32 protein-coding genes are annotated in these 26572 nt (G+C 71.6%); 12 read left to right on the plus strand and 20 right to left on the minus strand.

What is annotated here, in order from left to right; genetic code table 11:
* Window positions 1-87 precede the first annotated feature (87 nt).
* Together OG753_RS05725 and OG753_RS05730 are read left to right on the plus strand one after the other, a co-directional pair.
* Complete coding sequence (locus tag OG753_RS05725) at window positions 88-723, plus strand: TIGR03086 family metal-binding protein (RefSeq protein WP_405787423.1); 636 nt, start codon at window positions 88-90, stop codon at window positions 721-723.
* A 572-nt stretch (window positions 724-1295) separates the two neighbouring features.
* Window positions 1296-1748, plus strand: coding sequence for a DUF5959 family protein (locus tag OG753_RS05730; protein WP_405787424.1), 453 nt, complete (start codon window positions 1296-1298; stop codon window positions 1746-1748).
* A 344-nt stretch (window positions 1749-2092) separates the two neighbouring features.
* Here the strand turns inward: OG753_RS05730 and OG753_RS05735 are convergent, their stop codons facing one another.
* The 4 genes from OG753_RS05735 to OG753_RS05750 form a co-directional block, all read right to left on the minus strand.
* Window positions 2093-2512 carry a hypothetical protein gene (locus OG753_RS05735; RefSeq protein ID WP_327260696.1) on the minus strand — a complete coding sequence of 140 codons (420 nt, stop codon included), beginning with the start codon at window positions 2510-2512 and terminating at the stop codon, window positions 2093-2095.
* 143 nt (window positions 2513-2655) lie between these two features.
* Window positions 2656-3402: a class I SAM-dependent methyltransferase gene (locus OG753_RS05740; RefSeq protein ID WP_327260697.1), complete on the minus strand. Its 747-nt coding sequence runs from the start codon at window positions 3400-3402 to the stop codon at window positions 2656-2658.
* Window positions 3403-3637: 235 nt separating this feature from the next.
* Window positions 3638-4072, minus strand: a complete 435-nt coding sequence (locus tag OG753_RS05745) for a VOC family protein (protein ID WP_327260698.1) — start codon at window positions 4070-4072, stop codon at window positions 3638-3640.
* A gap of 145 nt (window positions 4073-4217) precedes the next feature.
* Window positions 4218-4859, minus strand: coding sequence for a hypothetical protein (locus OG753_RS05750; RefSeq protein ID WP_405787427.1), 642 nt, complete (start codon window positions 4857-4859; stop codon window positions 4218-4220).
* 163 nt (window positions 4860-5022) lie between these two features.
* Here OG753_RS05750 and OG753_RS05755 point away from each other — a divergent pair, with 163 nt between their 5' ends.
* A complete protein-coding gene (locus OG753_RS05755) occupies window positions 5023-5298 on the plus strand; it encodes an SHOCT domain-containing protein (protein WP_327260700.1) in 276 nt (91 codons plus the stop codon).
* On the opposite strand, the gene OG753_RS05760 is transcribed toward OG753_RS05755, so the two are convergent.
* Together OG753_RS05760 and OG753_RS05765 are read right to left on the minus strand one after the other, a co-directional pair.
* Window positions 5279-5833, minus strand: a complete 555-nt coding sequence (locus OG753_RS05760) for an SRPBCC family protein (protein ID WP_405787429.1) — start codon at window positions 5831-5833, stop codon at window positions 5279-5281. The genes OG753_RS05755 and OG753_RS05760 overlap by 20 nt on opposite strands.
* Window positions 5830-6813: a DUF5937 family protein gene (locus tag OG753_RS05765; protein ID WP_405792554.1), complete on the minus strand. Its 984-nt coding sequence runs from the start codon at window positions 6811-6813 to the stop codon at window positions 5830-5832. Before OG753_RS05765 ends, OG753_RS05760 begins: the two co-directional genes overlap by 4 nt.
* Before the next feature lie 112 nt (window positions 6814-6925).
* Here OG753_RS05765 and OG753_RS05770 point away from each other — a divergent pair, with 112 nt between their 5' ends.
* A complete protein-coding gene (locus OG753_RS05770) occupies window positions 6926-7876 on the plus strand; it encodes an oxidoreductase (protein ID WP_327260702.1) in 951 nt (316 codons plus the stop codon).
* Window positions 7877-7976: 100 nt separating this feature from the next.
* Here the strand turns inward: OG753_RS05770 and OG753_RS05775 are convergent, their stop codons facing one another.
* Together OG753_RS05775 and OG753_RS05780 are read right to left on the minus strand one after the other, a co-directional pair.
* Window positions 7977-8225 carry a hypothetical protein gene (locus tag OG753_RS05775; protein WP_327260703.1) on the minus strand — a complete coding sequence of 83 codons (249 nt, stop codon included), beginning with the start codon at window positions 8223-8225 and terminating at the stop codon, window positions 7977-7979.
* A 51-nt stretch (window positions 8226-8276) separates the two neighbouring features.
* Entirely contained in the window at window positions 8277-8774 is a 498-nt protein-coding gene (locus OG753_RS05780) for a hypothetical protein (protein WP_405787431.1), read from the minus strand.
* 294 nt (window positions 8775-9068) lie between these two features.
* Between OG753_RS05780 and OG753_RS05785 the strand changes: the two genes are divergently transcribed.
* Entirely contained in the window at window positions 9069-9455 is a 387-nt protein-coding gene (locus OG753_RS05785; protein ID WP_327260705.1) for a toxin Doc, read from the plus strand.
* Window positions 9456-9500: 45 nt separating this feature from the next.
* Here the strand turns inward: OG753_RS05785 and OG753_RS05790 are convergent, their stop codons facing one another.
* From OG753_RS05790 to OG753_RS05835, 10 genes are all read right to left on the minus strand, one after another.
* Window positions 9501-9887, minus strand: a complete 387-nt coding sequence (locus OG753_RS05790) for a hypothetical protein (protein ID WP_030725700.1) — start codon at window positions 9885-9887, stop codon at window positions 9501-9503.
* Between the two features lie 311 nt (window positions 9888-10198).
* Window positions 10199-11116, minus strand: a complete 918-nt coding sequence (locus tag OG753_RS05795) for a MurR/RpiR family transcriptional regulator (protein ID WP_327260706.1) — start codon at window positions 11114-11116, stop codon at window positions 10199-10201.
* A gap of 66 nt (window positions 11117-11182) precedes the next feature.
* Entirely contained in the window at window positions 11183-11815 is a 633-nt protein-coding gene (locus OG753_RS05800; protein ID WP_327266648.1) for an NAD(P)H-dependent oxidoreductase, read from the minus strand.
* A gap of 321 nt (window positions 11816-12136) precedes the next feature.
* Window positions 12137-12478: a TcmI family type II polyketide cyclase gene (locus OG753_RS05805; RefSeq protein WP_052873447.1), complete on the minus strand. Its 342-nt coding sequence runs from the start codon at window positions 12476-12478 to the stop codon at window positions 12137-12139.
* Window positions 12479-12499: 21 nt separating this feature from the next.
* Complete coding sequence (locus tag OG753_RS05810; RefSeq protein WP_327260707.1) at window positions 12500-12979, minus strand: SRPBCC family protein; 480 nt, start codon at window positions 12977-12979, stop codon at window positions 12500-12502.
* 1 nt (window position 12980) lies between these two features.
* Window positions 12981-13235, minus strand: coding sequence for an acyl carrier protein (locus OG753_RS05815; protein ID WP_327260708.1), 255 nt, complete (start codon window positions 13233-13235; stop codon window positions 12981-12983).
* A gap of 18 nt (window positions 13236-13253) precedes the next feature.
* Complete coding sequence (locus OG753_RS05820; RefSeq protein WP_327260709.1) at window positions 13254-14480, minus strand: beta-ketoacyl synthase N-terminal-like domain-containing protein; 1227 nt, start codon at window positions 14478-14480, stop codon at window positions 13254-13256.
* Complete coding sequence (locus OG753_RS05825; protein WP_327260710.1) at window positions 14477-15748, minus strand: beta-ketoacyl-[acyl-carrier-protein] synthase family protein; 1272 nt, start codon at window positions 15746-15748, stop codon at window positions 14477-14479. The genes OG753_RS05820 and OG753_RS05825 overlap by 4 nt, the downstream gene beginning before the upstream one ends.
* On the minus strand, window positions 15745-16188 hold the full coding sequence (locus OG753_RS05830) for a cupin domain-containing protein (RefSeq protein WP_327260711.1): 444 nt from the start codon (window positions 16186-16188) through the stop codon (window positions 15745-15747). The genes OG753_RS05825 and OG753_RS05830 overlap by 4 nt, the downstream gene beginning before the upstream one ends.
* A 113-nt stretch (window positions 16189-16301) precedes the next feature.
* A complete protein-coding gene (locus tag OG753_RS05835) occupies window positions 16302-17399 on the minus strand; it encodes a SchA/CurD-like domain-containing protein (RefSeq protein WP_327260712.1) in 1098 nt (365 codons plus the stop codon).
* Between the two features lie 275 nt (window positions 17400-17674).
* Here OG753_RS05835 and OG753_RS05840 point away from each other — a divergent pair, with 275 nt between their 5' ends.
* Window positions 17675-19306, plus strand: coding sequence for an FAD-dependent oxidoreductase (locus OG753_RS05840; RefSeq protein ID WP_405787433.1), 1632 nt, complete (start codon window positions 17675-17677; stop codon window positions 19304-19306).
* A gap of 50 nt (window positions 19307-19356) precedes the next feature.
* On the opposite strand, the gene OG753_RS05845 is transcribed toward OG753_RS05840, so the two are convergent.
* The gene (locus OG753_RS05845; protein ID WP_327260714.1) at window positions 19357-19566 is read right to left on the minus strand and encodes an acyl-CoA carboxylase epsilon subunit; all 210 of its coding nucleotides are present in this window, start codon (window positions 19564-19566) and stop codon (window positions 19357-19359) included.
* Window positions 19567-19880: 314 nt separating this feature from the next.
* Here OG753_RS05845 and OG753_RS05850 point away from each other — a divergent pair, with 314 nt between their 5' ends.
* From OG753_RS05850 to OG753_RS05875, 6 genes are all read left to right on the plus strand, one after another.
* Complete coding sequence (locus OG753_RS05850) at window positions 19881-20099, plus strand: hypothetical protein (RefSeq protein ID WP_327260715.1); 219 nt, start codon at window positions 19881-19883, stop codon at window positions 20097-20099.
* A 280-nt stretch (window positions 20100-20379) separates the two neighbouring features.
* Window positions 20380-21822, plus strand: a complete 1443-nt coding sequence (locus OG753_RS05855) for a glycoside hydrolase family 16 protein (RefSeq protein WP_405787434.1) — start codon at window positions 20380-20382, stop codon at window positions 21820-21822.
* 146 nt (window positions 21823-21968) lie between these two features.
* Window positions 21969-22481, plus strand: a complete 513-nt coding sequence (locus OG753_RS05860; protein WP_327260717.1) for a pyridoxamine 5'-phosphate oxidase family protein — start codon at window positions 21969-21971, stop codon at window positions 22479-22481.
* 84 nt (window positions 22482-22565) lie between these two features.
* Window positions 22566-23402: a class II glutamine amidotransferase gene (locus OG753_RS05865; protein WP_327260718.1), complete on the plus strand. Its 837-nt coding sequence runs from the start codon at window positions 22566-22568 to the stop codon at window positions 23400-23402.
* A 238-nt stretch (window positions 23403-23640) separates the two neighbouring features.
* The gene (locus OG753_RS05870; RefSeq protein ID WP_327260719.1) at window positions 23641-24693 is read left to right on the plus strand and encodes a glutathione S-transferase C-terminal domain-containing protein; all 1053 of its coding nucleotides are present in this window, start codon (window positions 23641-23643) and stop codon (window positions 24691-24693) included.
* A 94-nt stretch (window positions 24694-24787) separates the two neighbouring features.
* Window positions 24788-25831, plus strand: a complete 1044-nt coding sequence (locus OG753_RS05875) for a LacI family DNA-binding transcriptional regulator (protein WP_405787436.1) — start codon at window positions 24788-24790, stop codon at window positions 25829-25831.
* Window positions 25832-25891: 60 nt separating this feature from the next.
* Here the strand turns inward: OG753_RS05875 and OG753_RS05880 are convergent, their stop codons facing one another.
* Window positions 25892-26554, minus strand: coding sequence for a DUF4360 domain-containing protein (locus OG753_RS05880; RefSeq protein WP_327260721.1), 663 nt, complete (start codon window positions 26552-26554; stop codon window positions 25892-25894).
* Window positions 26555-26572 lie beyond the last annotated feature (18 nt).

Below are 26572 nucleotides of genomic sequence, written 5' to 3' on the forward strand. Positions count from 1 at the left end.
CCTCCTTCGTGGGTGCCGCGTCGTCGCCATTCATTCTCTTCGGGAAACTGGCCAGAAGGTGGCCACTTTCGCTTCCAGGATGAACTCATGAACAAGACCGAGCAGCTCATCGAGACCCCGTCCGACGCCACCGTTACCGTCGCCGCCCCCATCTCCTTCGATCCGCGGACCGACCTCGCCGCGGCCGTCGACCTGGCGGGACGTACGCTGGCCGCCGTCCAGCCCGAGCAGTACGACGCCCCGACCCCCTGCGAGGAGTTCGACGTACGGCGACTGTCGAGCCACCTCGTCGCGGTCGTCCGGCGGATCTCGGTGATCGGGCGCGGCGAGGACCCGTTCAGTGTCCCGTCCTTCGCCGACGAGATCGCCGACGGCGCATGGGCGGCGGCCTGGGTGCCGGGGGCCCGTCAGGTCGCCGAGGTGTGGGCGGATCCCGGCATCCTCGGCCGGCAGCTGACCTTGCCGATGGGTGTCCTGCCCGGCGCGGCCGCCGCGGCCGTCTACACCCACGAACTCACTGTGCACACCTGGGACCTGGCCAGGGCGACCGGACAGGAGCCGGACTGGGACCCGGCCCTCATCGAGCGTGTGATCGGCGTCGTACGTCGCGCACTGCCGGCCGAAACCCGCGGCGGGCGGATCCCCTTCGCGCAAGTGGTGGCCGTGGACCCCGAGGCGCCGGCCATCGACCGGCTGGTGGCCTGGGCCGGACGCCGGCCCTAAGGCCCCCGGAGGCGGTCTCCACGAGCTGGTCGAGGGCCCGGGCCTCGCCACGCGCGGCGACCTCGGCCTTGCCGTAGGAACCGTTCGCGGTGACCAGGACGAAGGCGAGCAGCGGCACCTTGAGTGTCAGGAGCGGGCCGACCAGGCATCGGGGGGCCCGGAACGGGCGGGCATCGTGATCATGGCCCGCCCTACAGCGTGGCGGGAATGGCCGAAACGTTCTCTCGCCCCCGTACGGGGGACACGCTTGCGCCAGCGGGAGCACCCCTGCGCGGCCCCGGAACCGCCGAGGGCTCTCAGTTCCCCAACGGCTTGCTCGACCAGCCTGCCGGCATCGCCCCTCCGCGCCTCTCCCCCACAAGCTCCGGGAGGACGGAGGAGGACCGCAGGGCAACGAGACAGCCCGCGCATCGCCACCAACGTCTGCCTGGACGCCCTTGCTTCGGGCAAGCGGCGGGCTCTGCCGACGGGAGGCGCCGCAACCCGGCCAGCCCGATCGGCCTGTCGACGATGCGCGAGGATACGGGTCAGCCCAGTAGAGAGCGAGACCAGGCGTGACTGAACCATCCCCCGTGAACCTGATCGATCTGAGCGACGCGGACGGCAACCGCTGCATCGTCCGCGTGACGGGCCGCTATCAGCCCGGAGTGCCGACGGGGCATGACATTCTGCAAGCCGATGTCCTGGTCTCCGCGAGCTTCGTCGATGCCAGACTTGAGCTCTACATACTCCAGCAGGACCTCGACGACTGGCGGAACGACCTGATCGAGCTCTCACCGGGCGGGGGCGCAACCATCGGGGGCGACCGCGGGCTGAGTCTCGACTTCTTCATGTTCGATCACCGCACGTTGTCGTTGTCGCTCCGGGACCCCGACCGCATGACCGTCGCACTGGCGATCGCACCGGAAGAGAGCTGGATCGATGACCACCATCGACGACTTGACCAGGTTCGAGCGACGTGGCCCAGCGAAGTCGTGATGACCGCTACCGGGACCTACGCATGGAGGTCCGGCCGCAGGGACTGAGGAGCCTCGACGCCGACACGGCCGCACCCGCGTTCCGGCCTACGGTCCGTGCCGGGACGGAACGCGATCTCGTGCGTGCACCCGCGCGGGTGCGGCAGGATCTCGTCCAGGATCACGGTGTGGAGGTTCGTCCAAGCGGGACCGGCGGGTGCGTCGACGAGCGAGGGGAGCCTATCCGGGTAAGCGGTCGGGCTGATGACTCCTGCCAGTCCGCCCGACGTCGCGTCGAGGTTGGCGTACCGCATCTGTCGTGCCTTCGTCCCCCACGCACCTCGGCGGGCTGCGGTCATCCTCACACGGCCCGCCACCACGCAGCCCGGCCCACGCCTCGCCCGCATGCCCGCTCAGGTGCGGCGGGGTCCCGTGAGAGCGGCCTCGAGGGCCTCGCCCGTCATTTCGATGACGAGCACGTCGTCCCGCATGTCCGCAGGAAGGTGCGCATACTCCTCCGCCCGGCACACGACACCGGGCCCGGACGGGTTGATGACGACCGCGCCGAGCCGGGAGGCGAGTTCCGCGATGATGCCGAACACGGCGCCGGCCTGCGGGCGCTCCACGTAGATGCCGTACTCGTCGGCGAACACCTCGGCCTCGCTGCCGTCCGAGGCCCGGATCCAGAAGCCCAGCCAACCGTCCTCGCCCGTCGTGCGCCGCGGATCACCGATGTCGTGCGGTTCCAGCACGGCACGTACCACCGCCGTGTCGGGCGGCACCGGCACCTCACCGCCGTCGACGAACTTGTAGATCATCGGGCTCCACCCCACGACAGCTCCTCCTCGTCGGACGGGCCGGCCCCCGCTCCGGCCGGGCGCCGCCGCTCCCGCGCCCTCCCGGACGGCGGGCGTTGCCCACCGGCCTCCGATCGAGCCCGGCCGGTGGGCGACGTCAACAGGCGCCGGACGGGGCGTCAGGCGCGGCAGCGCAGCATCTCGAACGCCGGGTTGGCCCGGTAGTCCGCCCAGAACTCGTCACCGTAGGCAGCGATTCCGGCGGGCGAAACCTCGGTCGGCACCCATGTGATCTCGCTGAACCCCGCCTTGGCCAGGCTGGTTTCGAACACCTCGCGGCGCGCGAGGCCGGAGGTGAACGATATCGGGGCGCCCTCCAGCAGCGCGGTGATCCTCACCCGGGGCCCGGTGCCGCTCTGTTCGCCCGTCAGCTCGGTGAGGAACCCGTACGGCCGCGGCGACGGCCCGGAAAAGTCGTAGTCCGGCGTCTGGTGGAGCATGTAGAGCTCACCGCCGCTCTTCAGGCTGTCGTGCACCCTGCGGCACACCAACTCGAACTGGTCCACCGTCTCCGCATAGTTGAGCAGCATCACCGCGGTCGCCACGTCGAACCGCTCCCCCACCGGCGACAGGTCGGCCACATCACCGACCGCGTAGCGCACGTTCAGGGGCGCCGCCTGTTCGATGCCTTCCGCGGCGCGGATCATCTCGCCGGAGATGTCGACGCCGAACACGTCCGCAGCACCGCGCCGCTTCAGTTCACGGCTGTAGAAGCCGGTGCCGCAGGCCAGGTCGATCACGGTCTTGCCCGCGACGTCCCCGACCATGCCGAGGAAGCTGGGCGCTTCCACGTACCTGGCCAGCGGCAGAGCCTTGAAGCCCTCGAACGCCTCACCGATCTCGTCGTACGTTTCCTGCGCGTTCATGGTGAATCCCTCCCGTTGTGGTGTCCTCACCCCGGACACCCCGGCAGTCTCTCCACACCCGGCAGCAGGGCCGTACTGGCAGATGGCACAAAGATCAGGCAGTCGGGTCGGCGTGCCGTCCCAGAGCGACCGGAGCCGAACGCCCCACTGTGCCACCGACATTGATGCCCGACGGCGGGCTGGTGCCGGTATGGATCGCCCTGCTCCGGGGGACGTGGAGCTGCCGCTCGCGCCCTCAGTCCAGGCAGAACTCGTTCCCCTCCGGGTCGGCCATCACGATGATCCCCTCGTCCACGCCATCGGGCTCGAGTCGGTACAGCCGCTTCGCTCCCAGCCGCTCCAGCCTGGTGGCCTCCTCCTCCAGCGCGGCCATCCGCTCGTCCCCCTTGAGACCGGGCGCCGCCCGAACGTCCAGGTGCAGGCGGTTCTTCACCGTCTTGCCCTCCGGGACCTTCTGGAAGAACACGCGCGGCCCCTTGCCGTCCGGATCCGTGATGGCCGACCGGTCGTTGTGCCGTTCGGGCGGCACGCCCCACGCCGTCAGCGCAGCCGTCCAGTCGGGGAAACCCTCGGGCGGCGGCGGGATGCGATAGCCCAGCGCCTGGGCCCAGAACGCTGCCAGCGCGCCCGGATCGGCGCAGTCGTACGTCACTTGGAATTCCTTGGCCATGCCGCCTCCGACCGCTCGAAACCTGTTCATTTCCTCGCCCCGGTCGCTTCCCGGAGCGCACCGCCATCCTCGCACCGACCTCTGACAGGCCGCCCGCCGATATCGCCGTACTGCAAGGACCGGTTGCGCCGCACGGACACGCGGGTCACTCGCCGCCGCTCAGCGGCGAGGACCACGCGGGGTCGTGTCCCGCATGCCTCGTCAGGTGGGCCAGCAGGTGCTCCGCCGTCTGCAGGGCGGTCTCCTCCGGGGCTCCCACCGCGGCCAGGGCCGCGCCGAGCCGTGCCTGCGCCGCCGCCGGCAGGTCCATGTCGTCGAGAAGCGGAAGGAGGAGCAGGAGGCGGGCGGCGGGATCCTCGACACCGTCGGCCTCGGCCACGGGCTCGGCCGTCGGCGCCCCCGAGGGCGCGGGGTCGTCGGCGATGTGGATCAGTTCGCTCCAGGTCAGGCCGGTCCCCCTGCCGGCGATCTGCTGGATGCCGCCCCGCCCCGGAGCGGTGAGGAGGCAGTCGACGCCGTACTCGCCGATCAGGTTGCGGTAGACCACGGCAACGCCGGGACCGTCTGCCACGGGTATCCGGAACACCGGCCAGCGCTCGGGATCGAAGAGGGCCTCGGACAGGGCATCGGCGTCGGCGCCATCCTCGCCGAACCGCTCCGGGGCCGGGCACTCGGGACCCGCCGCCTCACCGCACACCCCCATCAGATGGTTCGACCAGAAGCCGCGGCGGGTCACCATCGGCTCCCCCACCACCAGCGGGCCGCCTTCGTATCCATTGATCAGCACCCCGCAAGCCTGTCACCCGCCACCGACGGGCCCGCCGGCCGGTCCCGTACTACCGCGGAAGTACGTGCGGTGCCGCCGGCCGTACGACGACGTGGGGCGCGGCTCGGAGGGAGTCTCGGGGTGGGACGAATCGGCGTCCGCACTCCCGAGGAGATGAAACGCAATGGATACCTTCACCACTCTGGCCCACGACGGGCCCGGCCCCTGGATCCTGTTCCTTCCGCTGATCTGGGCGGCGGTCGTCGTCTCTGTCATCACCGTGCTGCGCCGAACCGTGTGGCGCGGGCGCCGCGGGGCCGTCTCCCACGGTGAGCGGTCGCCGATCGCGATCCTCGGGAGGCGGTTCGCCGCCGGGGAGATCGACGAGGACGAGTACTGGCGACGGCTGTCCGTCCTCGACGAGCAGTTCGGCCGGTCCCTCAAGGACGGGGCTGCGTGACCCCGCCGCAGGCGGCCGCCAGGCGGGCCAGGGTCGTGCGCATCCCGGCACAGTTGACCGCGATGCGGCGATCCGGGGCGGTGCCGGCGAACACCGTGCCGAGCAGCACGGTCAGGCGCGAACCGCGGCCGGTGCGCAGGTCCTGCCAGGTCTCCGTGACGCGCGTGCCCTCGCCCTCCGGTTCGAAGCGGTAGCCCCAGCGCGCGATCGGCAGCCCGAAGATCCCGACGTCGAAGGTGAACTCGCCCGACCCGTCCGTCGCAGCCGCAGCCTTGGCCACCGTCGCAGCCTCGGGCGCCGTCGCCGGTGCGCGCACCGCCTTGATCCGGCCCGTCGTGAACCATACGAACGGGCCCCTGCGGTTCAGCCCCACGAAGCGGCTGCCGGGTCGGGCCGGCGGCCGGGCGCCCCAGACGCGGCGGCACTCCGGGCTCCAACGGCCCATGTTCCGCAGGTCGGACACCATCCGGTGGACGTGCGCGGGTGCCGCGTCCACCACGATGTGTTCCTCCAGGCTCCACCGGCGCTCGCTCACGGTGCCCCTCCCTGTGATCGTCCCCGCTCCACGCCTGGAGTGTAGGCAACGAGCAGGGACTCGGCGACGGAGGTGCGGGCGTAGAGCACGGAGCGCCCGGCCCGGTGGGCGCTGACCAGACCCGCTTCGCGCAGCGCGGTGAGGTACTGGGACACCCCGGCGGCCGAGAGCCCCGTACGGCGGGCCAGTTCGGTGGTGGAGGCCGGGGATTCCAGCTCGGTCAGCAGCCGGGTGCGAGAACGGCCGAGTACGGCGGCCAGGGCCTCGGCCCCGGCGACGGGGCGGCGTTCCCACAGTGCGCCGGTGCCGCGCGCCGGATAGGCGAGTTGGGGTGGTTCCCGGGGCGTCACGCGCGTGAAAGGAACCGGCCAGGCGAAGACCGAGGGGATCAGCAGCAGCCCGGCGCCCGCCGTCGTACGGGACAGGGGCCGGTGCCGGCGCGACAGCCGCAGCGCGCTGTCGTCCCAGCTCACCGAGGGGTGCAGGTCGTTGAAGAGGCGCCCCGCGCCGTGCTCGGCGGCCTGCCGGGCCCGGTGGAAGACGTCGGCGTCGAGAACCGCGCGGATCCGCGCCCAGTACGGCGCCAGGGCCAGCTCCCAGTAGGTCTCGATCTCCTCCGCGACCCGGACCACGCGCGCCTGCGGCTCGGCGTACAGGGTCCGGCTGCGCGGACCGTGCCCTCCCTGCTCCTGCGCCAGGCGGTCGAGCTCCCGGCGGATCCGGTCCGCGGGTGTGGCACGGATCCTGGCCAGTTCCTCGGTCAGGGACGGAGCCGGGCCGGTGGGCGCCGGGTTGAGGAAGTCGGGTACGTACCCCGAGGGCGGGATCAGCTCGGCGAGCCAGCCCCGGTCGAGGCCGGCGGCCGCCAGGCGCGGTCGTACCTGCTCGGCCCATGGCCGGTGCACGAGGGGGGCGGCCCCGGAGGCCAGCAGCCGGTAGCTGGGCCCGACCTCCCACATCGGCGAGACGGCGAAACGCATCTGCGCCAGATCGCTCACGGAAAACGCCAGCTCGGCCAGCACATCCACCCCGAGGATTCAGTCATGTCCTAATCAATGGCCTGGCAGCCTACCCGGTGAGGATCATCCGGCCATGACGTCACAGACACCGGCACGAACAGCAGCACGGACAACGACAACAAGCGCGGCTGGGGCCGCAGCCGCGGCGGGCACGTGGCGCCTCGGCGACCTGGAGGTCAACCGGATCGGCTTCGGCGCGATGCGCCTGGCGCAGACCGGGGAGGCGTTCGCGGACGCGGACGACGCCGTGTCCAGGGACCGCAGCCAGGCGATCGGGGTACTGCGCCGGGCGGTCGAGCTCGGCGTGAACCACATCGACACCGCCGCGTTCTACTTCTCGCCGCTGCGCTCCGCCAACGAGCTGATCAACACGGCGCTGGCCCCCTACCCGGAGGACCTCGTGATCGCCACGAAGGTCGGGCCGGGCCGCGACCCGTCCGGGGCGTGGACCGAGCACGCCACCCCCGAACAGCTGCGCGGCCAGGTCGAGGAGAACCTGCGCCAGCTCGGCCGGGACCACCTCGACGTGGTGAACCTGCGCGTCGTCGGCACCGATTCCATCGCCGAGCGCTTCGGCGCGCTGGCCGAGCTCCGCGACGCCGGACTCATCCGCCACCTGGGCGTCTCCAACGTCACCCCCGAGCACCTCGTCGAGGCCCGGGCCATCGCGCCGGTGGTCTGCGTGCAGAACATGTACGGGATCGGGGTGCGCCCCGAGCACGACGCGTTCGTGCGGACCTGCGGCGAGCAGGGAATCGCGTTCGTACCCTTCTACTCCATCGCCGGCACGGGGCGGCAGGCGGGCGCGAGCGGCGCCGAGAGCGCGCAGTTGCACGCCGTCGCGCGGGCGCACGGCGCGAGCCCTGCGCAGGTCCGGCTGGCGTGGACGCTCCAGCGGGGGCCGCACGTACTGGCCATTGCGGGCACGGGCGATCCGGACCACCTGGACGAGAACGTGGCGGCAGGCGCGCTGCGGCTGTCCGAGGAGGATCTGGCCGTCCTGGAGGCCCTGCACCACGGCTGACCGGATCGGCGGGCCCGAGGGAGGCAAGAAGGGGGACAAGGAAGGGACGAGGGGCAGCGGGGGCAGGCGGGAGCCGCGCCCGAGGGGAAGGGGACGGGCCTCAGGGGAGGTCGTCGGTCGGCGGATCGGCCTCGTAGACGTGGGGGGTGTCCCACTCCCAGTCCAGCAGTTCGGTACCGCCGAGGACCACGTCGTCGGGGTCCGGCATGCCGGCCCGGCGCAGGAATTCGATGACGTCCTCGTCCGAGCGGGCCAGGCCCAGGGGCTCCTCCCCGTTCGAGGTCCGCAGGGTCACCTGCCGGCCCCCCGAAGGGAAGATCCGGTGCACGACGACGGGCGCATGATGCATACCCCCAGCCTCGCCCCGTCGGCCCGTCCCGGCACCCCGGGAGACACCCCCTTACGGGGTACGGCCGGCCTGGGGGGCCCTGGTGGGGATGCGGAACGTCGAGGGGTCGGGGTAGGTCGCCTTCTCCGCCCTCACGACGTCCTCGATCGCGGCCTTGAAGCCGGCCTCGAAGAAGTCCACGGCCAGCAGGAGCCGCAGTCCCTCCAGGGTCGGATCGAGCAGCGGGCGGGCCATCCGGGCGCCGCCGCCGGAGATCCCGGGGAAGCCGGCCCGGGCGGCCTCCGGTCTCTCTCCGGCGCGCTCCTCGAGGCCGGCGGCCGCGTAGCCGGCGATCAGCGCGAGCTCGGCGAGGTACTTGCGGGCCCCGAGGGCCATCTCCTCCGCACCCTGCAGGGTCTGGACCGAGCCGCCCGCCACTTTGAAGTCGTCGCTGATCCGCTTGAGGCCGCGCGCCTCGTACACGGTGCGCGCCTCCTCGAAGAGCCGCCCCGCCTCGTCGACCGCCTTCATCGCCGCCACCAGCTGGTCGATGTCGATCTCGCGCTTCACGCTGCCTCCTGGTCCGGAACTGTGCTGCACAGACCGTAGGAGGCAATGCCACCAGGGCGGAACACCCCTGCGGCGATCAGATCCGGGAGCCCTCGGCGCCTCCCGGAAGCCCCCTCCCGGCCTGTGCGTCAACTCACCGCGCCCTGGGGTGACTTGCGCCCCGATGCCGTACAACGCGCGGAACGGATCCAGGATCTTCGGTCCTGCCCCGTCCGCCCCAGCCGAATACCACTCGCGTCCCCGCCCGACCCGAAACGCCCCACGGCCGGCCCTCGGGCGGGGATACTCGGACGCGTGGAACTGCACATCGATCACCGCTGGCTGCTGGAGCGGCAGGAGGCACTGTTCAAGGACGTGGCGGTGGCCGACCACTCCGCCCTGGTCGCCGCCGTGGCCCGGCACCGGGTGAACACGCCCAGTCTGGAAGTGGACGCCCCCGACGCCTACTGGCGTGCGGCCGCGCTGCTCGACGCGATCGTGCTGCTCCGGCCGCTCCCGGACTCCAACGAATACTTCGCCTACGGGGTCGCCGTCGCCTACATCGAGGCCTCCGGCGAGGCGGTGGACGCCACCTACGAGCAGTGGCGCGACCTCATCACCGACATCCGCACACTGCGCGCCACCGTCTTCGAGGTGGCCGCCCGGCTCCGCTCCTGGCAGCCCACTCAGCGCACCCGCTAGCGGGTACGGCCGGGAGGCCGGGAAGCCCGGAGGCCGGGCGCCCGGTCAGCGCCGGCGCTGGGCGGGGGTGCCGACGAGGAGCGCGTCGGACACGAGGCGCGCGCCTCGGGCGAGCCGGCCGAGCTGCTCCAGCTCGACGGCGTACATCCTGATGGAGTTCTCGATGACCGACTCGGCGATGCCCATGGTGGGCAGCTCGGCGCGGCTGGTCTGGAGGGCCGCCCGCACCGCGCGCATCTCGTGCTGCAGCTGGAGCTGGACGTGCCGGGCAAGGAGTGCGTGGTGACGGGTGAGCGTCAGGTAGCCGCCGTAGCGGGCCGGGAGGAGGTCCCTCAGCCAGCGTGTGGCCGTGCGCTCCCAGTCATGTGTCCCGGGCGCCTTGACCTGCATGGGCCAGTCAGGGCTGAGGGTAAACGTGGCCGTCTGAGGCATTCTCGTCACTTCCGAGTGGTGTCGAACTCTGATCGAGACGTTCTTGGTGGGCGGCCTCGGCCCAGGGGTTGACCGAGGCCGCCATGGGCGCTCTGCGGGATCCGAAAGCCTGGACCCGGCACGCGGTCGCGACCTGAGGAGGTTCGTCGTACCGCGTGCACGTTCGGGAGGACATGGGGGTCCTCCTTGGCATCTGGTGGATCCGGAGCGCCGTCGTCAGTAAACATATATACCGTCGAGTAAGCAAGAGTATGAAAAATTTCATGCACATCGAGGGCTGAATATCGCCTGGTGGAGCACGCCAAAACGGGCTAAAGGAAGAAGCCGTGCTGGTCGGCCACGTGCTCGTAGCTCTCCAGACGTGCCTGGGTCCGCTCCGGGTCCGCGTCGGCCATCGCTTGCAGCAGGGCCGCGGACAGCATCCCAGGGGCCGCGTACGAGTCGAAAACCAGCCGGGACCCGGTCCCCGCCGTCAGCGCCACGTCCGCCTCGTCCACCAGCGGCCCCAGGGTCGGATCCGTGATCAGGACCACGCGCAGCCCCGTACTCCGGGCGGCGCGGATGGCGGCCAGCGTCTCCTTGGCGTGCCGCGGCATGGCGAAGGCCAGCACCCAGGTCCCGCCGGCTGCCCTGGACTGCAGCAGCGCGTCGAAGGCGACGCTGCCGCCTCGGGTCACGAGGCGTACGTCGGGGTGGATGCGCCGGGCCGCGTACGCGAAGTACTCCGCGAGCGAGACCGAGATGCGCAGGCCCAGGATGGTCAGCGGCACCGAGGCGGCCAGCTCACGGCCGATGTCCAGCACCTGGTCGGTGTCGGCGAGCAGCCTGCGTACGTTCTCCAGGTTCTCGATCTCGGCGTCGACGGCCTCCTGCAGCTCGTTGCGGCGGATCTGCGCACGGGTGTCCGGAGCTCCGGCGATCGCGCTGAGCGCGATGGGCTGCAGCACGTCGCGCAGGGCGGGGTAGCCGCTGAAGCCGAGGGAGGCGGCGAAGCGGGTCACGGAGGGCTGGCTGACACCCACGCGCTCGGCGAGTTCGGTGATCGAGAGGAACGCGGCCTCGGTGAGGTGGTCGATCAGGTACTGGGCGATGCGGCGCTGGCCCGGTGACAGGCGGCGGCCGTCGAAGAGCGCGAGGAGCCGGTCGGCCGGAGGGCGGACCTCTTCGGACGACTGACTCCCGCGTGTGATCGCAGCCGCTTGTGCGCGGGCCTGCTGCCCCGATGACACTCGAGGGCCTCCCTAGCTCATGTCACTCACGCTCCAACATAGCTCACGCCCCGTGGCCGATGATGATCAGTCCTGGGCGCGTGAGGTGACGGGGGCGTCGGTGCGGTCGCCCAGGAACTCGTACCAGCGGCGCTGGAGGCAGAGGTAGCGGGTGTCGGCCTCGACGAGATCGAGGAAGGAGCCGATCGTCGCGGTGAGGCGCTCGCCGAGACCCCGGTCGGAGAGCGCGCCGTCCTCGGTGAAGGCGTGGTGCGCGTTGGCGAGGCTGAACATGTCGGGGTAGACGCGCGCCCCGAGGTGTTCCAGCGGTACGCGCAGGGCCCACAGGCCGCGGTTGCCCCCGACCATCGAGGGCGAGGCCGAGACCAGCAGGGCCTGCTTGTCCTTGAACGGCTGCGGGCGGTAGCGCGAGACCCAGTCGATGGCGTTCTTCAGTACGCCCGGGACGGAGGCGTTGTACTCGGGCGAGGCGATGACCAGCGCCTGCGCGGCCTCGATCCGCCCGCACAGGGCGAGGGCCGCCTCCGGCAGGCCCTCGTCGGCCTCCGCGTCCCCGTCGTACGGCGGCATGGGGAAGTCGCCGAGCGTCGCGGACTGCGCGGTGGCGCCGGCCCGGGTCACCAGGTCGGCGACCAGGGAGGCGAGGCGGGCGTTGACCGACCCGGTGCGGGAGGACCCGGACAGGACGAGGACGCGCAGGGAGTTGCGGGCCGGATCGCCGTCGTGCGCACGGGCCGGATCCACCGGGAAGTGGTCGCTGTCGGTCGGGGGGTTCATTCCGTTCTCCTCCTGCTCTCAGCTCAGCTCAGCTCAACTCGGCTGCGCTCGGATTGACTTGGACTCAGACGCGGACGCGGACTCGGACGCGGACGCCGACTCGGCAACGTGCGGTATTACTACCCGAAATGCCGTGCTGCTCGCCCAACTGCCGCGCAGCCCGGTCTCCTTCCGGCAGTGGGGCGTCAACGCGCGGCGGGACCCGCACACTTCGGTGTGCGGGTCCCGTCCGGGGGCCGCGGGTCACTTCGCGCCGGGGTTCTCCCAGCGGTAGAACTCGTGGGCCATGGCGTCCTTCGGACTGCGCCAGGTGTCCGGGTTGTGCGGGCTGATGTAGGCGGTCAGCCGGTCGCTGAGGTCCCGGAATTCCGGGTGCTCGGTGACCTTCGCGATGGCCGGGCCGGGCGGCCGGTCCGACTCGATCAGGTGCAGGTAGACGTCGCCGAACTGGAAGAGGCTGCGGCGCGTGACCCCTACCAGGTGCGGGAGTTCACCGGCGTCCGAGCCCGCGAAGAGATCGGCGATGTCGGGCGCCGATCCCGGCGCCATCCGGGCGACGATGAGAGCGCGGTGCGGCTGGTTCATCCGGGTGTGCCTCCTTTCGTCTCAGACTCGGCTGACTTCGGGGGCGTGGCCCTCGCGCTGGCGCTTCTCGATCTTGTCCCGGATGAGCGCCATCTGGATCGGGGAGTTGCGGTTGATGTTGTCGGTCATCCACGTGTCGTCCACGGGGGCGTCCGGCTTCATCGCGAAGTCCTGCGTCCACTTCATCCGGGTGCCGCCGGGCACCTTGAAGTACTGCCAGTGGATGTCCATGTGCGCGAACGGGCCCGTCTCCACCCGCCGGGCTCGGACCGTGAGGCCCTTGCGGTCGACGGTGCGCTCCGAGACCCAGCTCCACACCTTGCCGTTCTCGTCGGGGTGCATGGTCAGGCGGAAGCGGGTGGTGTCGCCCTGCTCCTCGAGGATCTCGAGGGACGCGTACTCGCTGAACAGGTGCGGCCAGCTGGGGAGGTCGTTGGTCATCTCCCATACGACGTCCACGGGCGCGTTGACGGTGATCTCGTTCTCGGTGTGTCCTGCCATGTCAGGCTCCTGTCATCAGGCTGTGGTTGACGAGGTCGAGGAATTCCCCGGGGGTCTTGCAGCGGTCGGCGTCGGTGGGCAGGGCCCGCCCCCGCCGGTTCTCCAGTTCGCCGACGATTCCGAGCAGGCCCAGCGAATCGAGGCCGTACTCGTCGAAGGCGGAGTGCGGACGGCTCGCCAGCTCGGTGGGATCGACGGTGATACCGGCCCTCTTCATCAGGGCCGCCAGTTCCTCCAGGGTCAGTCGGTCGGACATCCTGGTTCTCCCTTCTTCCTACGAGCCCTTACGGACGACGAGCGCGGAGTTCGACCCCATCCGGCCGCGGCTGAGCACCAGCGCGGTGCGCAGCTCCGCGGTGCGGGCGCTGCCGGTCACCACGTCGAGGTCGTGGCACACGTCGTAGACGTTCGGGGTCGGCGGCACGATGCCGTGCTCCAGGGCCAGGACCGCGGCCGCGGTGTCGAGGGCGGGTGCCGCGCAGTAGGCCCTGCCGGTACCGGACTTGGGCGCCGTGACCGGCACCTTGCTCCCGTACGCGCCGAGGGCGTCGGCGATGGCGGCCGCCTCGGCCGCGTCGGCCTCCGGGGTCCCGATGGCGTCGGCGAAGACCACGTCGATCTCCTCGGGGGCGCAGCCGGCCTCGCGCAGCGCGCCGCGGATGGCGTGGGCCAGCCCCTCGCCGGACTCGTCCCGTCGCCGGGTGCCGGTGAAGGTCGCGCCGTGGCCGGCCAGGACGGCCCGTACGGTGGCGCCGCGGCGGCGGGCCTCGTCCTCGTCCTCGGCGACGAACATCGCGCCGCCCTCGGCGGGGACGAATCCGCAGGCCTTGTCGGTGAACGGCCGGTAGGCGCGCTCGGGGTCGTCCTGCGTGCTCAGTCCCTCGTACTCCAGCTGGCAGACGATGGAGTACGGCGCGAGCGGCGCCTCCGTGGCCCCGACCAGCATGGCCCGGCTGCCCTGGCGGATCGCCCGTTCGGCGTGTGCGAAGGCGTCGAGGCCGCCGGCCTCGTCGCTGCACACGACCCCGCAGGGGCCCTTCAGTCCGCGGCGGATGGAGATCTGGCCGGTGCTCGCGGCGTAGAACCAGGCGATCGACTGGTACGGGCCCACGAAGCGCGGTCCCTGTTCCCACAGGTGCTGCAGCTCGCGCTGTCCGAACTCGCCGCCGCCGGATCCGGCGGCGGTGACGACGCCCACGGAGAAGGGGTCGCCCTCGTAGTCGGCCCGGCCGAGGCGGGCGTCCTCCAGCGCGAGGTCGGCCGCGGCGAGGGCGTGGTGGGTGAAGCGGTCGGTCTGGACGAGGAAGCGGTCCTCGACCATGGCGCCGGGGTCGAATCCCCGTACCTCGCCCGCGACGCGCAGCGGCAGGTGCTCGCAGCCGGCCCTGGTGACGCGGTCGAGGACGCTGAGACCCGACTGGGTCGCCTTCCAGAAGGCTTCGGCGCCGACGCCGTTGGGCGCGACGACCCCGATGCCCGTGATGACCGTACGGCTGGTCACGAGACCTCCTCCTTCGGCCGGGTCATGACCACGGCGGACTGGAAGCCGCCGAAGCCGCTGCCGACCGAGAGCACGCTGTGCAGCTTCCGGGCGCGTGCGACGCGGGGGACGTAGTCCAGGTCGCACTCGGGGTCGGGCGTCTCGTAGTTCGCGGTCGGCGGTACCACCTGGTGGGTCATGGCCAGTACGCAGGCCGCGAGTTCGATCGCACCGATCGCGCCGAGGGAGTGCCCCACCATGGATTTGATGGAGGTCATCGGCGTCTTGTAGGCGTGGTCGCCCAGGACCCGCTTGACCGCCGCGGTCTCGTGGCGGTCGTTCTGCTTGGTGCCGGAGCCGTGCGCGTTGACGTAGTCGATCTCGTCGGCGGCGACGCCGGCCTGGGCGAGGGCGGTTTCGATGGCGCGGGCCATCTCCAGCCCCTCGGCGGTCAGCCCGGTCATGTGGTGGGCGTTGCCGAAGGTGGCGTAGCCGCCGATCTCGCAGTAGACGGTCGCACCGCGGGCGCGGGCGTGTTCCAGCTCTTCGAGAACGAGGACGGCGCCGCCCTCGCCGAGGACGAACCCGTCCCGGTCGGCGTCGAACGGACGGGAGGCGTGGGCCGGGTCGTCGTTGTTCGGCGAGGTCGCCTTGATGGCGTCGAAGCAGGCCACGGTGATCGGCGATATGGGTGAGTCGGAGGCGCCGGCGATGCACACGTCCATCCGGCCCTCCGCGATGGAGTGGACGGCGTACCCGATGGCGTCGAGGCCCGAGGTGCAGCCGGTGGAGACCGTCTGGACCGGGCCCCGCGCACCCGTCTGCTCCGCGACGGCGGAGGCCAGGGTGGCGGGGGTGAACGCCCGGTGCAGGAAGGGGCCGGCCCGCTTGTGGTCCACGTCCCACCAGGAACCGGACTGGCTCACGGCTACGTAGTCGTGCTCCAGACGGGTGGTGCCGCCGACGGCCGTGCCGAGGGAGACTCCGGTCCGCCAGGCCTCGTCCGTGGTGAGGTCGAGTCCCGCGTCCTTCACCGCCTCCCGGGCGGCCACCAGGGCGAACTGGATGTACCGGTCCGCGCGGTCCGCCTCGCCCGGTTCGAGGCCGTGCGCCGCGGGGTCGAAGTCGACCTCGGCGGCTATCCGGGAGCGGAATCCGGTCGGGTCGAAGAGGCTGATCCCACGCGTCGCGGTCCGGCCGTTGGAGAGCAGGTCCCAGAAGTCGCGGACTCCGATCCCGCCGGGCGCGACGACACCGACGCCGGTGACGGCCACCCGCCGGGGGGTCACGAGACCGCTCCCGAACGGTCCGGCGGCTGCTCCCAGGCGGTGCTCTCCGGGTGCGGGGCCTGCTCGGTGTCCACGTGGCCCAGTTCGGGGCGCGGGGCCAGCGGCCCGAGGTGGAAGACCATGCGGGCCTCGGTGTCCCCGACGTTGCGGAACCGGTGGCGCACGTTCAGCGGGACCAGCAGCCCCTGGTCGGTGCGCAGCGGGTGGGCCTCGCCGTCGAGGTCGACCTCGAGGCGGCCGCTGACCACGTACACGAACTCCTCGGAGTACGGGTGGTAGTGCTCGGCGATCGACTCACCGGGGGCCATGATCGCCAGACCCATGAAGCCGCTGGTGGAACCCACGGAGGTCGGGGTGAGCACCGCCCGCAGGTCTCCGCCGCGCCGGCGGTTGGGGGGCGTCTCGCTGAGGTCCACGATGCGTGGGCGGTGTTGGGTCATGGCGGGTTCCTCCTGCGTGTGGGGAGAGCCTGGCTGCGGATGGGGAGTGGGGCAGGGTTGGGCCGGGTGGGGTGGAGCGAGGTGGAACGTGGGGGCCGGCGGCCCGGGGACGATCACGGCTCCGCTGGTGCCCGGCGGTCGGTGATCAGGTTCATGGTGTGGTCCGCTGCCCGGACCCGCCTGCCGGACCGGACCGTCAGCCGGTCGAGTACCGCCGCCGTTCGCGGTCCGAGGACGCCGAAATTCGTCCCGGGCTCGGCGTCGAGCGCGCCGCGCACGTCGATGAGGCGGACGACGATGTCGTCACGCTGGAAGATGCTGCTGCTCCGAACGGGGCTGGCGGGGTGGCGCGCGGCCTCCTCGTCCTGCCGGGCCAGGAACTTGGCGAGTGCCACGCCGCAGCCGGGCTTGGCCTGGTAGAAGAGCGCGTGCCGCTGCACGTCGGCGGACTCGGGCTCGGGTGCGGCGATGTGGTGGACCGCCGGGAGCGCGGCGCGCATGAAGAACATGCGGGCGGACTCCGGGTCGTTCAGGTTCCGGTCCTTCTCCAGGTGCGGGTTGAGTGCCTCTTCCGCGGCCCGGACCCCGGGCTGCTCGGAGACGTGGCGCAGGGCCGCCATGAGGTCGCCCTGGACCTCCACCGTGCGCACGACGCGGTTGCCGTGCATGAACAGCGAGGTCCGGCAGAGGCGGGTGTGGTCGTCGACCCGGGCTTCCGGTGAGGCGTAGCTCGAGAGGATGGAGGCGACCTCCTTCTCGCTGCCGGGCTTGACCGTGAAGGTGAGGGCGTGGCGCACGATGCCGGCCCCCAGACGGGGTGTGCTCTGCAGTCGCGCCGTGGCCGGGCGTGCCGCCTGGTCGTAGCCGCGCCCGGTTTCCCGCAGGACGGTGAACTTGAGCGGGCGCATCGCGCGGGCGCAGGCGCCGAGCGGCTTCACCTGTTCGGCGTGGTGCTCGCTGTTGACCCATGCGAGGTACTGCGGGGCGCTCTCCCACTCACTGGTGATGAGCCATTGGGAGGGATTCTCGAAGGACTGGCACAGCTGGTCGCTGATGTGGCCCGGAACCGACGCGATGTCGTGGCGGAGCTGTTCGTACGCCTCGAAGAACTGCTGCTGGGTCCCCTCGTGGAGATCCATCAGCAGGACGACCCGGAGCATGGAGCCGTCGAAGGCTGACTGCGACACCCGTTCGGACAGGGTGGTTGTCATCTACTCACTCCTTCATGAGGGGGTGGAGATCCATCGCGTACGGACCCCTCGTCCGTCACCGGTGGCGTCCGCCCGGGCCGGCGACCGCCTCGGTGAGGAACGGCATGCCGGCGCGTCTCAGGGGGAGCCGCTGTCGCTCATCGTCATCCGGGTGGGGACGTACCGCTACATGTCCGGATCAAGCGGGTGACAACCGGCGAATCAACTGGGCCTCATCGCGGATCGGGGGCATAAAGACTCCACTCCCCCACACAGAAAACAGGAGCCCGCAGCTGATGGAAGACAACGCCGATGTTCGCGTACCGGTTCTCGTCGTGGGCGGCTCCCTCGTGGGCCTGTCCACCTCGCTTTTCCTGAGCCGCCACGGAGTGAGGCACCTGCTGGTCGAGAAGCACTCCGGCACCTCCGCGCACCCGCGGGGCCGTGGCATCAATGCCCGGACGATGGAGCTGTTCCGCACGGCAGGGGCGGAACGCGCGATCCGCCGGGCGGCGTCCGTACTGGAGGGCAATCAGGGCATTCTGCAGGCCCGGTCACTGACCGACGGCGACCACAACTGGCTGATCAAGTCGATCGACCCGTCCGGTGCGCTGGCCCGGTTCAGTCCGACCGGCTGGTGTCTGTGCAGCCAGAACAACATCGAGCCGGTACTGGCCGAACAGAGCCGCGAAATGGGCGCCGACGTCCGTTTCTCCACCGAACTGATGAGCTTCGACCAGGACGCCACCGGGGTGAACGCCGTGGTCAAGGACCGGGAGACGGGCGAGCACATCACGGTGCGCGCCGACTTCCTGATCGCGGCGGACGGCCCGCGCAGCCCCGTCAGGGAACAGCTGCGGATCCCCCAGACGGGTAACGGCGAGCTGTTCCACAACGTGAGCGTCACCTTCCGTTCGGAGAAGCTCGTCGAGGTGCTGGGCGACCTGCGCTTCATCGTCTGCTACCTGATGCGCCCAGGCGCGGACGGGGCCCTGCTGCCGGTGGACAACAAGACGCAGTGGGTCTTCCACGCCCCGTGGCACCCGGAGCAGGGCGAGACCCTGGAGGACTTCACCGACGAGCGGTGCGTGGATCAGATCCGCGACGCGATCGGCGTGCCCGACCTGGATGTGAACATCGGCGGCAAGGCGCCCTGGCATGCCGCCGAACGGGTGGCGGAGAGCTATTCGTCCGGTCGGGTGTTCCTGGCCGGGGACGCGGCCCACGAGATGTCCCCCACGGGGGCGTTCGGCTCCAACACGGGCATCCAGGACGCGCACAACCTGGCGTGGAAGATCGCCGCGGTCCTGGACGGCTCGGCCGGCATCGATCTGCTCGACACCTACGAGGCCGAGCGGCTGCCGGTGGCCCGGGCCACCAGCGAGCGGGCGTCGGCCCGTTCGGCGGAACACAGCCACCCGGGGTACGCGCCGCCGCCCACCATGGGCGGCGGACCGGGCAGCGGGGTCCTCACCACGGCCATGGGCTACTGCTACCCGCGGGGCGCCCTCGTCGGCGGCGAGCCCGGACGGCCCGTCATCCCGGAGACGCTGCGGATGGTCGGCAACACCGGGACCCGGGCCCCGCACATGTGGGTGACCCGGGCGGGTGAACGGATCTCCACCCTGGACCTGTACGAGCGCTCCTTCGTGTTGCTCAGCGGCGCGGGAACGCCGTGGCAGGCGGCCGCGCAGCAGGTGGCCCGGCAGCTGTCGGTGCGGATGGACGCCTGCACCATCGGCGCCGGGCCGGGTGTGGAGCTGGTCCAGGCCGGTCCCGCCGACTGGACCGAGGTCCACGCGATCGACGCCGAGGGCGCCGTGCTCGTACGGCCGGACGGGTTCGTGGCGTGGCGGTCGGAGGGTGCGGTCGCCGATGCCCCGGCGACGCTGCGCGAGGTCCTCTCGACGGTGCTGCGCCGGGCGTGACCACTTCGTCCCCGCTTCCGCCGGCCGTGCGTGCGGCCGGCGGAAGGGGTTCAGCGGCAGGCCCAGCAGCCTGCCCAGCAGCCGGAGGCCGGCAGGGCGGTGCGGCGGCGGCCGGAACCGGCGCCGGCCGCCGCGTCGCTGCCGCCGGAGGTCCGGTGGGCGTAACACGCGACGACGACCGCGATCGCGGCCAGTTCCTCGGGGGCGGCGACGCCCCGCTCCACACGCAGCAGGCTCGCTATCGGGGCATCCTTCGACATCGGCACGGCCTCTCTCACGGGGGCTGCACGTGCGCCCGGTCGCGTCGCGAGTGCGGGCGGACCGGCTCGTCTCCGACGCGGGCGGCACACGGGTGGCTCGGCGCGCTGACGGGACGTGTTCCGCGTGAGCGAACCGGCCGGCGGACTCCGGTCGGATCACCAGGAATCCTGTCGCGAACGACGCTACAAGAGCGCGCCCTTGGCGGCACGCCGGGACCGGGACCGGTGGCAGGGCTGTGGGCGGGGCCGGGCCGGGGTCCGGTCCCGGAGCGCCCCGCGCCGCCTGCCACGACCGCCGCTCCGGAGCGGCCGTGATGACCGGTCACCGGCCGCTGCTGTGCCGGGGCTGCGCCGGAAACCTCTACGCCGTCTGCACCATGGACCACGCGGGCGGGAACACCGTCGGGCACTGGGAGGTCGACCACGAGATGCCCGTGCCGTGCCCGCTGGCAGGTCTGCTGCCGCTGACCGGAACGGCGGCCTCCGTGCACGACCTGCCCGGGGCCGAGGAGGTGATCGGACCGCAGCCGTGACCTACGGCGAGTTGGTCCGTACGAGTGAACGCCCCGCCGCCGTCCGTCGAACGGCGGCCGTACGGGACCCGGTCGGCGCCATCGGCGTCGGACGGGCCCCTCGCGTTCACTGCTTGAACTCTCCCTACCCCTAAGTGCTTTGCCGGTTCTATCTCTTGACGGCCCGTGAGGGCGCGGAGGACAGTGTCCAGCGGCGCCGCTCTGAGAGCGCTCTCAAGGCGTCGAACCCGCTGACCCTTCCCCCCGCACCGCGCCTCGGCGCGCTTCAGAGAGGGCACCCATGCACGAGATATCCGGCAGGAAACGAACGACGGTCCGGCGGGCCGTCCTGGCCGCGCTCAGCACGGTCGCCGTGGTCGCGGCCGCCGCCGCGGGCATCGCCCTGCCCGCGAGTGCCGCGGCTCCTCCCACACCGTCCGGCTGGTCCCGGGTGTTCCTGGACGACTTCGACGGGGCCGCGGGGTCCGGCGTGAACACCGCCGACTGGCAGTACACCACCGGCACCTCATACCCCGGCGGACCCGCCAACTTCGGTACCGGCGAGATCGAGACGATGACCGCCGATCCCTCCAACGTCTCCCTCGACGGGGCAGGCAACCTGCGCATCACGCCGCGCCGGGACGCCGCCGGCAACTGGACGTCCGGCCGCATCGAGACCCGGCGCGCCGACTTCGAGCCCCCCGCGGGCGGCAAGCTCCGTTCGGAGGCCCGTATCCAGATGCCGAACGTGACGGGCCCGGCCGCCAAGGGCTACTGGCCGGCATTCTGGATGCTCGGCGCCCCCTACCGGGGCAACTGGTGGAACTGGCCGGGCATCGGCGAGATCGACATCCTGGAGAACGTGCAGGGCCTCAACAACGTCTGGGCGACCCTGCATTGCGGCACGACCCCGGGCGGCCCCTGCAACGAGACCTCCGGCATCGGCGGCCAGCGCGCCTGCCCCGGCGTCAGCTGCCAGGCCGGCTTCCACACCTACGCCGTCGAATGGGACCGATCGACGGCGGTCGAGGAAATGCGCTTCTACGTCGACGAGTTCAACTTCCATACGGTACGCGCCAACCAGGTGGACGCGACGACCTGGGCCAATGCCACGAACCACGGCTACTTCATCATCCTGAACGTCGCCATGGGCGGAGGCTTCCCGGACGCCTTCGGCGGCGGCCCCGACGCGGGCACCCAGCCCGGCCACTCCATGGTCGTCGACTACGTGTCCGTCCTCCGGTCGACCGGAGGGACCACGCCGCCCACCACTCCCCCCACCACCCCGCCCACCACTCCCCCGACGACACCGCCCACCACCCCTCCCGGTCACCGCGACGCGTACACGACGATCCAGGCCGAGTCGTACGACAGCCAGTCGGGCGTGACCAAGGAGATGACCACGGACAGCGGCGGCGGCCAGGGCCTCGCGGCGATCGCCAACGGCGACTGGGCGCTGTTCCGGGGCGTCGACTTCGGTTCCATACCCGCCGGGCAGTTCCACGGACGCGTCGCGAGCGGTGCGGCCGGCGGGGTCAGCGGGCTGGTCGAGGTGCGGCTCGACAGCCCGGGCGCGCCCCCGGTCGGCAGCTTCTCGATCGCGTCCACCGGCGGCTGGCAGAGCTGGCGCACGGTGCCGGCGAACATCACGGCGGTCACCGGCACGCACGACGTCTACCTGACCTTCACCAGCGGCCAGCCCGCCGACTTCGTGAACGTCAACTGGTTCGACTTCGGTCACTGACCACCGCCCCGCAGGGCCCGGCGTCCTCCACGCGGCAGTCCGCGTGGACGGCGCCGCGCGTCCGGTGGACGGCCCGGGCGGCGCGGGACAGGCTGGTGGCCGACGGCGGCAGGAGGCCGCAGGAGGCCACAGCAGGAGGAGCGCCCATGCCCGAGGAAGAGCCCCGCACCGAGCTGGACGCGCGCTACAGCGACGAGCAGGCCACCGCGGTGCCATGGAGGGACGCCGTCAGCAGGCTGGCCGCGGCGGAGCTGTACTGGCTGACGACCGTACGCCCCGACGCGCGGCCGCACGTCACCCCGCTGATCGGTGTCTGGGCGGACGGCGCACTGCATTTCTGCACCGGCCCCGAGGAGCGCAAGGCCAAGAACCTCCGCCGCAACGCGCACGTCGTCCTCACCACCGGCACCAACACCCTGCACGAGGGATTCGACCTGGTCGTCGAGGGTGTGGCGGCCCGGGTCACGGATCCCGATCGGCTGCGCCGGCTCGCCGCCGCCTGGGAGGCCAAGTACGGCGCCGAGTGGCACTTCGACATCGGCGACGGCGTGTTCGTCAACCCCGACGCGGGCGAGGCGGTGGTCTTCGCGGTACGTCCGAGCACGGCCTTCGGCTTCGGCAAGGGCGGGTACAGCCAGACGCGCTGGCTCTTCTCCTGACCCACCCCCGCGGACAGCCTGTCCACCGGGAACCACGACGTCAGTGGGGTTAGGCTCGGAGCAGTCGCGAAGGGGATGGTGCGCATGTGTCGGTGGCTTGCCTACTCGGGTTCGCCCATGCTCCTCGACACCGTGCTCTACCGCCCGGAGCACTCGCTGATCAACCAGAGCCTCCGCTCCCGGATGGGCGCCGAGCCGACCAACGGCGACGGTTTCGGCATCGGCTGGTACAGCGCGGACGGCGACGGCACCCCGGCGGTATTCCGGGACGTCGGCCCGGCGTGGAACAGCCGCAATCTGCAGGAGCTCGCAGCGCACGTCCGCTCCCCGCTGTTCTTCGCGCACGTGCGCGCCTCGACGGGCTCGGCGATCCAGCAGTCCAACTGCCATCCGTTCCGCCACGGCCGCTGGCTGTGGATGCACAACGGGGCGATCGCCGACTTCCACCGGCTGCAGCGCGACCTGTGCATGGCCGTCGACCCGGCGCTCTTCCCGTGCATCGAGGGGTCCACCGACTCCGAGGTGATGTTCTACCTGGCGGTCACCTTCGGTCTCGACCAGGACGTACCGGGTGCGGTGGCCAGGATGGCGGGGCTGGTGGAGCGCCTCGGCAAGGAGCACGGCGTGCCGGAGCCTCTCCAGATGACGGTGGCGGTCAGTGACGGCCTGCGCGTATGGGCCTTCCGTTACTCCAGCCAGGGGAAGTCCCGGTCGCTCTACTACAGCAGCAGGGCCGAGACCGTCCGCCATCTGCACCCGGAGATCCCCTACCTCAGGGAGGTCTCGGACGAGACCCGCCTGGTGGTGTCCGAGCCGCTGGGAGACCTGCACGGCGTGTGGAACGAACTCCCCGAGAGCAGCTACGCGGTGATCCCCTCCGGCCCCCACATGGACTACCTCCCGTTCGTCCCCGAGTTCTGACCGGCTCCCGGACCGGATTCCCGCCCCCGGCTCCCGGCTCGGATTCCCGCCCGGATTCCCGCCCCGGCCCGGCTCCGGCGTACGGGGCGGAGCCGCGGGTATCCGCCTCCCGGGAGACCTCCCGGCCGCCCGCGCCGGATGTCACCGGCCGTGTCCACGGCGTACACGCACCGCTGTCCCCGCACGGGAGGAGGCGGGCGGAACCGCAGGTACGGAGACCACACGACAGGGGCCCGACGTGAGCTACGTGAAGCGCGGCTCCGGCTACACCCGGGACAGCCGCTACCTCACCACCCGGATCACCGCCGACGGGGGCGAGGGGTTCGCCGTCGAACCGGGCCGCTACCGGCTGGTGGTGAGCCGGGCCTGTCCGTGGGCCAGCCGTGCTGTCATCGTGCGGCGGCTCCTCGGACTGGAGAAGGCGTTGCCGATGGCGGTGGCGGGCCCGACGCACGACGAGCGGAGCTGGAGCTTCGACCTCGATCCCGGCGGCCGCGACCCCGTGCTCGGCATCGAGCGGCTCCGGGAGGCCTACCTCGCCCGCGACCCCGGGTACGACCGGGGCATCACCGTTCCCGCGATCGTCGACGTGCCGACCGGCCGGGTGGTGACCAACGACTTCGCGCAGATCACGGTCGACCTGTCGCTGGAATGGACGGCGTACCACCGCGAGGGCGCCCCCGCGCTCTACCCGCGCGCGCTGCGGGCGGAGATCGACGCCGTGAACCGGGCCGTGTACGAGGAGGTGAACAACGGCGTCTACCGTGCCGGTTTCGCCGGGTCGCAGGAGACCTACGCCTCGGCGTACGCGCGCCTGTTCGCCCGCCTCGACCGCCTCACCGAGCGCCTCGGCACATCCCGTTACCTGGTCGGTGACACCATCACCGAGGCGGACGTACGGCTGTTCACCACCCTCGTGCGCTTCGACGCCGTCTACCACGGCCACTTCAAGTGCAACCGGCAGAAGCTGTCCGAGATGCCGGTCCTGTGGGCCTACGCCCGGGACCTGTTCCAGACCCCCGGCTTCGGGGACACGGTTGACTTTGATCACATCAAGCGCCACTACTACCTGGTCCACGACGACATCAACCCGACCGGCATCGTGCCCGCCGGGCCGGACCTGTCGGGCTGGGTCGCACCGCACGACCGGGCGGCGCTGGGCGGCCGCCCGTTCGGCGACGGCACGCCACCGGGACCGGTCGCACCGGAGGAGGCCGTCCCGTCCCGTGCGAATCCGCTCCCCTCCAGTGCTGATCCGCTCCCCTCCGCTGCGAATCCGCTCCCGTCCTGAGCCCACTCCCGGGGGCGTTCTCCGGTTACGCTGCTGTCCGGCGAGGGGCGGCACCGTGCGACCGCCCGCCCGTGCACACCATGGAGGAGCATCCGTGACCGAACCGCGCCCCGGCGACCGGCCCACCCTGGAGGCCGTCGCGGCGCACGCCGGGGTCTCCCGGGCCACCGCGTCCCGTGTGGTCAACGGCGGGGACGGGGTCCGCGCACATCTGGTGGAGCGGGTGCACACGGCGATCCAGGAGCTGGGGTACGTCCCCAACCACGCGGCCCGCACCCTGGTCACCCGGCGCACCGGCGCCGTCGCAGTGATCATCGCCGAGCCGGAGGTCCGGATCTTCTCGGACCCGTTCTTCTCGCGCCAGGTCCGGGGTATCGCCAAGGAGTTGACCGCGCACGACACCCAACTGGTCCTGCTGCTGGTGGAGGACCGCGGCGACTACGAACGGATCGAGCGCTATCTGGCGGGCGGCCACGTGGACGGGGCCCTCGCCTTCTCCCTGCACACCGACGACCCGCTGCCGGCCATCACCCGTCGCATCGGCATGCCCACGGTCTACGGGGGCCGCCCCGGCTGGACCACCGGGCCCGGGGAGGACGACGGGGTGGCCTTTGTCGACGCCGACAACCGCGGGGGTGCCCGGGAGGCCGTGCGCTACCTGCTGGCGCAGGGCCGCAGGCGCATCGCACACATCGCCGGCCCGCTCGACCAGACCTCGGCGGCCGACCGGCTGAGCGGCTACCGCGACGCACTCGCGGGCGCCGGCCCCGAGCTGTTCGCCGAAGGTGACTTCACCCCGGCGGGCGGGGCCCGTGCGATGGCCGAACTGCTGGAGCGGGACGCCGGAATCGACGCGGTCTTCGCCGGGAACGACCTGATGGCCACGGGTGCGCTGCGCGTGCTGCGGGAGAGCGGCCGGACGGTTCCCGGCGACGTGGCGCTGGTGGGCTTCGACGACGCCGAGGCGGTGGCGGAGAGCGCCGATCCGCCGCTGACGACCGTACGCCAGGACATAGAGGGCATGGGCGCTCTGATGGCTCGGATGCTGATGCGGTCCCTGAACGGCGGTCCGGGCGAGCGGGCCGTGCCCGGTCCGGTGATCACCGCCACCGAACTGGTGCGGCGCGCGTCGGCCTGACGTGCCGCAGGGGCCCGCGCGACGGCGGGCCCCTACGGGCCGGGGGAGGAACGTGCCGGATCAGCGCCGGACCGGGCACTGCTTCCAGGAGAAGTGGTACACGCTGTTGATGCTGCCGTCCGTCGAGTCGAGTGCCATGAAGCTGGTGTGCGACGGGTCCGAGGTTCCCACTTCGGCGCGCAGCTCGGTGTTGATGTTGAAGTTGCGCTGCTCACCGCAGGGCGCGAAGACGAGGGCTTCGATGCCCGTGGTGTCGGTCGCCTGCCAGTTGTCGACGAGCTCGCCGTTGAACTTGTGGGTTCGGTACGCGGTCTGGCTCATGCCCTGGAAGTAGTAGCTGGCCTTCTGCGTGCCGACCGCGCCCGGTGCGAGGCTGCCGAAGCCGCGGTAGTCCACCTTGGCCACGGCGTACGTGTACCCCTGCGGGACATGGACGTCGAGGGAGAGGAGGCAGTTCTTGCGGCCCTCGACGGTGGAGACACCACCGCCGGCCTGGGCCAGGTATTCGCTGTAGGTGACCGTGAAGGCCGAGTTGTCCGGCGACACGGCGACGGCGGCACTGCCTGGACGGCAGCCCGATCCGTTCACGGAGGCGACGTCCACGGTCACCTGGTCGGTGGGGGCCGAGGGCGCCGAGGAAGAGGCCCCGGCTGCGGGGGTGAGCGCGAGGAGGGTCGCGGTCATGGCGGCTGCGGTGAATCCGGTGCGGAGGGACTTGATCACACCGCCATGGATAGCGGT

Source organism: Streptomyces sp. NBC_00029, from assembly GCF_045160505.1.
In the GTDB taxonomy this organism is placed as follows: domain Bacteria; phylum Actinomycetota; class Actinomycetes; order Streptomycetales; family Streptomycetaceae; genus Streptomyces.

Bases quoted from the DNA above. Each gene is read 5' to 3' on its own strand.
- OG753_RS05725 (WP_405787423.1), top strand. From the start codon at position 88: ATGAACAAGACCGAGCAGCTCATCGAGACCCCGTCCGACGCCACCGTT.
- OG753_RS05740 (WP_327260697.1), bottom strand. From the start codon at position 3,402: ATGAACGCGCAGGAAACGTACGACGAGATCGGTGAGGCGTTCGAGGGC.
- OG753_RS05745 (WP_327260698.1), bottom strand. From the start codon at position 4,072: ATGGCCAAGGAATTCCAAGTGACGTACGACTGCGCCGATCCGGGCGCG.
- OG753_RS05755 (WP_327260700.1), top strand. From the start codon at position 5,023: ATGGATACCTTCACCACTCTGGCCCACGACGGGCCCGGCCCCTGGATC.
- OG753_RS05765 (WP_405792554.1), bottom strand. From the start codon at position 6,813: ATGCGTTTCGCCGTCTCGCCGATGTGGGAGGTCGGGCCCAGCTACCGG.
- OG753_RS05770 (WP_327260702.1), top strand. From the start codon at position 6,926: ATGACGTCACAGACACCGGCACGAACAGCAGCACGGACAACGACAACA.
- OG753_RS05775 (WP_327260703.1), bottom strand. From the start codon at position 8,225: ATGCATCATGCGCCCGTCGTCGTGCACCGGATCTTCCCTTCGGGGGGC.
- OG753_RS05790 (WP_030725700.1), bottom strand. From the start codon at position 9,887: ATGCCTCAGACGGCCACGTTTACCCTCAGCCCTGACTGGCCCATGCAG.
- OG753_RS05805 (WP_052873447.1), bottom strand. From the start codon at position 12,478: ATGAACCAGCCGCACCGCGCTCTCATCGTCGCCCGGATGGCGCCGGGA.
- OG753_RS05810 (WP_327260707.1), bottom strand. From the start codon at position 12,979: ATGGCAGGACACACCGAGAACGAGATCACCGTCAACGCGCCCGTGGAC.
- OG753_RS05815 (WP_327260708.1), bottom strand. From the start codon at position 13,235: ATGTCCGACCGACTGACCCTGGAGGAACTGGCGGCCCTGATGAAGAGG.
- OG753_RS05830 (WP_327260711.1), bottom strand. From the start codon at position 16,188: ATGACCCAACACCGCCCACGCATCGTGGACCTCAGCGAGACGCCCCCC.
- OG753_RS05835 (WP_327260712.1), bottom strand. From the start codon at position 17,399: ATGACAACCACCCTGTCCGAACGGGTGTCGCAGTCAGCCTTCGACGGC.
- OG753_RS05840 (WP_405787433.1), top strand. From the start codon at position 17,675: ATGGAAGACAACGCCGATGTTCGCGTACCGGTTCTCGTCGTGGGCGGC.
- OG753_RS05845 (WP_327260714.1), bottom strand. From the start codon at position 19,566: ATGTCGAAGGATGCCCCGATAGCGAGCCTGCTGCGTGTGGAGCGGGGC.
- OG753_RS05850 (WP_327260715.1), top strand. From the start codon at position 19,881: ATGACCGGTCACCGGCCGCTGCTGTGCCGGGGCTGCGCCGGAAACCTC.
- OG753_RS05855 (WP_405787434.1), top strand. From the start codon at position 20,380: ATGCACGAGATATCCGGCAGGAAACGAACGACGGTCCGGCGGGCCGTC.
- OG753_RS05860 (WP_327260717.1), top strand. From the start codon at position 21,969: ATGCCCGAGGAAGAGCCCCGCACCGAGCTGGACGCGCGCTACAGCGAC.
- OG753_RS05865 (WP_327260718.1), top strand. From the start codon at position 22,566: ATGTGTCGGTGGCTTGCCTACTCGGGTTCGCCCATGCTCCTCGACACC.